The organism is Sphingorhabdus sp., from assembly GCF_044239005.1.
In the GTDB taxonomy this organism is placed as follows: domain Bacteria; phylum Pseudomonadota; class Alphaproteobacteria; order Sphingomonadales; family Sphingomonadaceae; genus Sphingorhabdus_B.
Window position 1 is genome coordinate 1 of the sequence record NZ_JBIICH010000114.1, and the last position, 6,570, is coordinate 6,570.

A 6,570-nucleotide genomic window follows, 5' to 3' on the forward strand; every position below is an offset into this window, starting at 1 on the left:
AGCTGACCTTTGATGTCGAACTGTTAGAGTTCAAATCACGCGCAGAAATCGAAGCCATGCAAAAGCAAATGCAGGAAATGCAACAGCAGCAAGGTGGACAGGCCAGCGGCGCACCGCAGGGCCTACCACCGGAAATCCAGGCACAAATTGATGCCCAGATGCGGGCCCAACAGGGGCAATAATGCCGTCCCGAAAGCGTCCAATAGCTGCGGATGCTTTCGGGAAATGCCTAATATAGCGCGCGATTAAGCGTGAACTGAAATCCTTGAATGGCAGTTGTCAGCTTGGCAGCCAGCCCTTAGGATGTCGTTTGCAATCGGTTATGACCGGAAAGTTCCAACGTTGAGCATCACCAGTATTATCGCGATCGCCCTTTTATCGGGGACCCCGCAGCTTCCGCCTGTGGTAGAGCCCGTTATTGTATTGGAAACTGCTGGCGCACCCACACCAGCGCCTGAGCAGGGTACCCAAGCCACTGTGCCGCCATCCACAGATGGAATAGAGGTCCCGTCGCAATCTCCGGACACACAAACGACCGTCGGACCCGTTACACCGGTTGCTGCCGAAAAGGCCATAATCGTTGTTACCGCAAATCAGGGACCCCCGAAAGGCGACCCGATTGCGGTCGTGAACGAAGTCTCGTTCGGCGCGGTACAGTCGGTCGATAAAGCCATTATCGCACCGATCGCGTACGGGTATCGAGATGGATTACCCGCCCCGATCCGCGACGGCATGCATAATGTTCTGAATAATTTGGATGAACCCATCGTCTTTCTGAATTTTCTGCTGCAGCTCAAGATCGGCAAAGCGGCCGAAACCGTTGGTCGATTTGCTATCAACTCAACCATTGGCGTTGCCGGGATTTTTGATTTCGCCAAAAAGCATCCAATCAACCTGCCCCGCCGTTCTAATGGCCTTGCAGACACATTGGGATATTATGGCGTCGGTCCGGGGCCCTATTTATTTTTGCCTGTATTCGGATCCACGACGGTTCGTGATCTCCTCGGGCGCGTAGTTGATCTTTCGCTTTTACCTGCAGCCGTCGGTAAGCCGTTCACCAATCCCATTGTCTCGGGAACCAAAGGCGTGCTTTCGTCGATTGACGATCGTGTCGAAAATGATGTGATTTTGACTCGGGTACAGGAAAGCGGGAACCCGTACGCGGCAATGCGCGAATATTATCTGATGAAACGCCGGGCAGAGATTGATGTTCTGAAAGGCAAAAGATCCGACGCGAACATAGACCTCAACGAACTAGAGTTTCTAGATTCGCTACCAGCGCCGACCAAACAGCCGCCCGCCCCAAAACCCCAATAATAAGCGCCGCGGCATCGCCACTCTAGAGCGTCGCGAAAAACACGATCGTTGCCACTGCCATAACCCCCGTCGCGATCCAGCCGGTGATGGTCGCGCGGCGTCCCAATGTCAGCCGTCCCATCGCGCGCGGGTTGCGTACGATGAGCATCATCATGACCATTAACGGCGCGGCAAGCACACCATTGACGACAGCGGCCCAATACAACGCACGCGCGGGGTCAATGCCGACATATTGCAACGACACGCCTAGCAAGGTTGTTCCAGCTATTGTTCCGTAAAACAGGCGTGCCTTCGTTGGCTTGGCATCAAGGCTTCCTGCCTTGCCGAACATTTCCGTCACCGCATAAGCCGCCGACCCTGCAAGCACCGGCACCGCAAGTAAGCCGGTCCCGATGATACCCAGCGCGAATAACGCAAAGGCGAAATTCCCGGCAATGGGCCGCAATGCTTCAGCCGCCTGCGCCGACGTTTCGATATCGCGGATGCCATTGGCATGCAGCGTCGCGGCAGTTGCAAATACGATGGCCAGCGACACGATCGAGCTGAACGCCATGCCGGTCAGCGTATCGATCCGGATGCGTTTTAATTCAGGTCCTGCCTCCTTGGGCGTAATGCACAGCGGCTTCACCTTATGCCGCTTCTGCTCCTCAATCTCTTGCCCCGCCTGCCAGAAAAACAAATAAGGGCTAATAGTGGTCCCCAATATCGCGACGACGGCAGTGGCGTATGCGCCGGTCCATTCAATGCGCGGAACAACCAGCGAGGTCAGCGCCTCTCCCCAAGGAACCTGCGCCACAACGACGACAGCAACATAAGCGAAGAGCGATAGCGTCGCCCATTTGAGCACCGACGCATAGCGCTCATAGGAAAGCGCCACTTCAACAATGATGCAGAAGAGCCCGAACAATAACGTATACAAACCTATCGGCCCACCGATCAGCAGCCCCACAGCAGCCCCCATCGCGGCCAGATCAGCTCCCAAATTAACGATATTGGCAATCAGCAGCAGCCCGACCATGAGCACCAGCAAGGGCCGGGGGTAATGTCGGCGCATATTGCGCGCGATGCCTGCACCCGTAACGCGCCCGATTTCAGCCGCGACTTCTTGAATGGCGACCATCAACGGGAAGCTGAACAAAAACGTCCAGCTCAACCCATAGCCAAATTGCGCGCCAACTTGGCTGTGCGTGCCGATTCCCGATGGATCGTCATCCGCAGCGCCAGTTACCAGGCCGGGACCGAGGCGCGAGAGGAAGCTTGTGCTCGGTTTTTTGTCGGTTTGCATTGCTGACGATAACAGGCCTACATGACGTCAATGTCAACAACGCTATATGATGCGGAAAGTTGAACGCTGCTGAAAAGCTAGCCCGCGTTTTCAAGCAATCCCTCGTCTTTGATCCGCTTCTGCCAAAAGGCCGGTGCCAGTTGATGGACATTGTTGCCATCGCTGTCGACCGCGACGGTGACAGGGAAATCCTGCACTTCAAATTCGTAGATTGCTTCCATGCCCAGATCTTCGAAACCTACGACCTTGCTGCCCTTGATCGCGCGCGCCACCAAATAGGCGGCGCCGCCAACGGCCATGAGATATGCGCTCTTATGCTTGGCGATGGCTTGTGTTGCCGCCGGACCACGCTCCGCTTTACCAACGCATGCCAGCAAGCCCTGCTCAAGCATCATGTCCATGAACTTGTCCATGCGCGTAGCCGTCGTCGGCCCAGCGGGCCCAACAATCTCCTCACCCACCGGATCGACCGGGCCAACATAATAAATCATCCGCCCTTTAAAGCTGACGGGAAGTTCTTCGCCCTTAGCCAGCATGTCGGCGATACGTTTATGTGCGGCATCTCGTCCGGTCAGCATCTTGCCGTTTAGCAACAGACGGTCGCCCTGTTTCCAGCTGGCAACGGTTTCGGGGGTCAGTGCGTCCAAATCTACACGGATCGCGGCTGTATCAGGCTTCCAGTCTACCTTTGGCCATTCGTCCAGCTTCGGCGCCTCCAGATAGGCAGGGCCCGACCCGTTCAGCGTGAAATGTGCATGACGCGTCGCCGCACAGTTGGGAATCATCGCAACTGGCTTGCCCGCAGCATGACATGGCGCATCCATGATTTTCACGTCAAGGATCGTGGAAAGCCCGCCAAGCCCCTGCGCGCCGATACCCAACGCATTGACCTTGTCAAAAATCTCAATGCGCATCGCCTCAATATCATTTTGCGGACCGCGTGCTTTTAGCGGCCCCATGTCGATAGGCTCCATCAACGCTTGCTTGGCCAGCAAGACACAATGTTCCGCGGTCCCGCCGATACCAATGCCCAACATTCCGGGCGGGCACCAGCCAGCACCCATTTGCGGCAACATTTCAACGACCCAGTCGACGATATTGTCTGACGGGTTCATCATCTTGAACTTTGACTTGTTCTCGCTGCCGCCGCCCTTTGCCGCAACATCCACCGAAACTTTTGAACCGGCGACCATTTCGACATGCAGGACGCACGGCGTGTTATCTTTGGTGTTACGCCGCGTGAAAGCAGGGTCGGCCAATACCGAGGCGCGCAGTTTGTTGTCAGGGTGCAGATATGCACGGCGCACGCCTTCGTCGATGACCTCCTGCAGCGACGCCGACGTGTCCTCAAGCCGGCAATCCATCCCCCATTTGACGAAGACATTGACGATGCCCGTGTCCTGACAAATGGGTCGATGGCCCTCTGCGCACATCCGGCTGTTGGTCAGAATTTGCGCGATGGCATCCTTTGCCGCAGGCGACTGTTCGGCGGTATATGCATCACCCAATGCCCGGATATAATCCATCGGGTGAAAATAGCTGATATATTGCAGCGCGTCGGCGACGCTGTCGATCAAATCGGAATTGCGGATGGTGACGGTCATATAAGGCCCCGGACTGGATAGAACCCCCACGCCATTAACGCCCCGTGTGACTGATACAAGCATCATTCTGACCGGCTGAATCAATATTAGCGAACGACCGATGCGCCGGTCACATTTGTCCCGTCTGGATGATGCGGTGACCCAGTTTCTGTCTACAAAATGCGGCGCGCAAGATTGGGTTCATTTTGACAACAGAATTATTTTCAATTCCTCATTTTCCATCTTGCGCCTTCAACAACACTTAGAACGTCCACGCGTCGCTACCTTTTGCCCGCCGACAACTGCGATGAATGGAATCAGAATAGCGACGAATTGAATGGTTAATTTTCGATTTACCCCCTTGCGTCTTAAAATGAATAAGGCACTATAGGTAGCGGTTGGCCATAGGGGGCATTACCACAAATTGTGCTTGCAGCTTCAGATAGTGATTCTGTTGTTCGGGGGATTTTTCCCGTCGATAAGCTGGGGACAAGTGAAAATATAACCCCCGCCGTGGTCAAAAAATGCTAAGAGGGAATTTCGCGCCCTGAGTCGAACAATATGGGAACACGCGTTCCCGACAGATATTTGAACTGGTCGCTGGCCGCCGGAAAACCGGCATCCAGTTTTGGGTCGCCGCAATGAATGGAGCAACGGGTTAAATGGATTTCAGGGATACAGGCCAAGGGGCCGACGATATGACCGCAATGATGACTGATATGCTTGAAAAAGTTGCTACTGAAGCTGTGAAGGTTGAGGCCGAGGCCAAGCCGGCTGACGACAAGAAAGCTGCGTCGAGCAAATCCGTTGACGAGCGCCGTTTCAGCGTTGTGACGGATTCGTCGCGCGATGCCCTGCTGACCGAATTTGGTAAGGACACGCTGCAGGATCGTTATTTGTTGCCGGGCGAAAGCTATCAGGACCTGTTTGCCCGCGTTGCGTCGGCATATGCGGATGATCAGGATCATGCCCAGCGGCTCTATGACTATATCTCGCGGCTTTGGTTCATGCCGGCAACGCCAGTGCTGTCAAACGGCGGAACGGGCCGTGGTCTTCCTATCAGCTGCTATCTGAACAGCGTCGATGATAGCTTGGAAGGCATCGTCAACACATGGAACGAGAACGTCTGGCTCGCATCACGCGGCGGCGGCATTGGGACCTATTGGGGCAATGTGCGCGGCATTGGCGAGCCTGTTGGCCTCAACGGCAAGACCAGCGGCATCATTCCGTTTGTCCGCGTTATGGACAGCCTGACACTCGCCATCTCGCAAGGTTCGCTGCGTCGTGGTTCGGCCGCGTGCTATCTCGATGTCAGCCATCCTGAAATCGAAGAGTTCCTTGAAATCCGCAAGCCATCGGGCGACTTCAATCGTAAGGCGCTGAACTTGCACCATGGCGTGTTGCTGTCGGATGAATTCATGGAAGCCGTCCGCGCTGGTGAAGAATTCAACCTGCGTTCGCCCAAAACCGGCGAAGTGCGCAGCACGGTTGATGCGCGCTCGCTGTTCCAAAAGCTGGTGGAAACCCGCCTTGCAACGGGTGAGCCTTATATCATCTTCAGCGACACCGTGAACAACGCGATGCCCAAGCATCACCGCGATCTTGGGCTGAAAGTGTCAACGTCCAACCTTTGCAGCGAAATCACTTTGCCCACGGGTCACGACCATTTGGGTAATGACCGTACTGCGGTCTGCTGCCTGTCGTCGCTCAATCTTGAAACTTGGGATGAGTGGAACGGCGACAAGGTCTTCATCGAAGACGTCATGCGCATGCTCGACAACGTGCTTCAGGACTTCATCGACCGCGCGCCGGACGAAATGTCGCGTGCCAAATATTCGGCCAGCCGCGAACGTTCGGTTGGTTTGGGCGTCATGGGCTATCACAGCTTCCTGCAGTCACGCGGCGTTGGCTTTGAAAGCGCGCTTGCCAAATCTTGGAACATGAAGTTCTTCAAGCATATCCGGGCGCAGGTTGATGAGGCGTCGATGATGCTGGCCAATGAGCGGGGGGCCTGCCCTGATGCTGAGGAAATGGGCGTTATGGAGCGCTTTTCCTGCAAAATGGCGATTGCGCCGACCGCGTCGATTTCGATCATTTGCGGCGGCACCAGCGCGTGTATTGAGCCGATTCCGGCGAATATTTACACGCACAAGACGCTTTCGGGCAGCTTCATCGTGAAGAATCCGTATCTGGAAAAGCTGTTGCAGGAAAAGGCGAAGGATTCGACCAATGTGTGGAACAGCATCCTTGAAAAGGGCGGCTCTGTCCAACATCTCGATTTCTTGACGGCTGAGGAAAAGGACACGTTCAAGACCAGCTTTGAAATCGACCAGCGTTGGTTGATCGAACTGGCCGCGGACCGCACGCCGTATATCGATCAGGCGA

4 protein-coding genes and 1 pseudogene are annotated in these 6,570 nt (G+C 55.3%); 3 read left to right on the top strand and 2 right to left on the bottom strand.

Features of this window, described 5'->3' with window-relative positions; translation table 11 throughout:
* Together ACILQA_RS08960 and ACILQA_RS08965 are read left to right on the top strand one after the other, a co-directional pair.
* Positions 1–182, top strand: a pseudogene (locus ACILQA_RS08960) (hypothetical protein); the annotation flags it as partial.
* Between the two features lie 121 nt (positions 183–303).
* Positions 304–1,317, top strand: coding sequence for a VacJ family lipoprotein (locus ACILQA_RS08965; protein ID WP_395629394.1), 1,014 nt, complete (start codon positions 304–306; stop codon positions 1,315–1,317).
* A 22-nt stretch (positions 1,318–1,339) separates the two neighbouring features.
* On the opposite strand, the gene ACILQA_RS08970 is transcribed toward ACILQA_RS08965, so the two are convergent.
* Positions 1,340–2,602, bottom strand: a complete 1,263-nt coding sequence (locus tag ACILQA_RS08970) for an NRAMP family divalent metal transporter (RefSeq protein ID WP_395629391.1) — start codon at positions 2,600–2,602, stop codon at positions 1,340–1,342.
* Between the two features lie 77 nt (positions 2,603–2,679).
* Positions 2,680–4,206, bottom strand: a complete 1,527-nt coding sequence (locus ACILQA_RS08975; protein ID WP_395629392.1) for a fumarate hydratase — start codon at positions 4,204–4,206, stop codon at positions 2,680–2,682.
* Between the two features lie 677 nt (positions 4,207–4,883).
* Between ACILQA_RS08975 and ACILQA_RS08980 the strand changes: the two genes are divergently transcribed.
* Positions 4,884–6,570: ribonucleoside-diphosphate reductase subunit alpha (locus ACILQA_RS08980; protein ID WP_395629393.1), on the top strand; the 1,687-nt coding region annotated here is incomplete at its 3' end.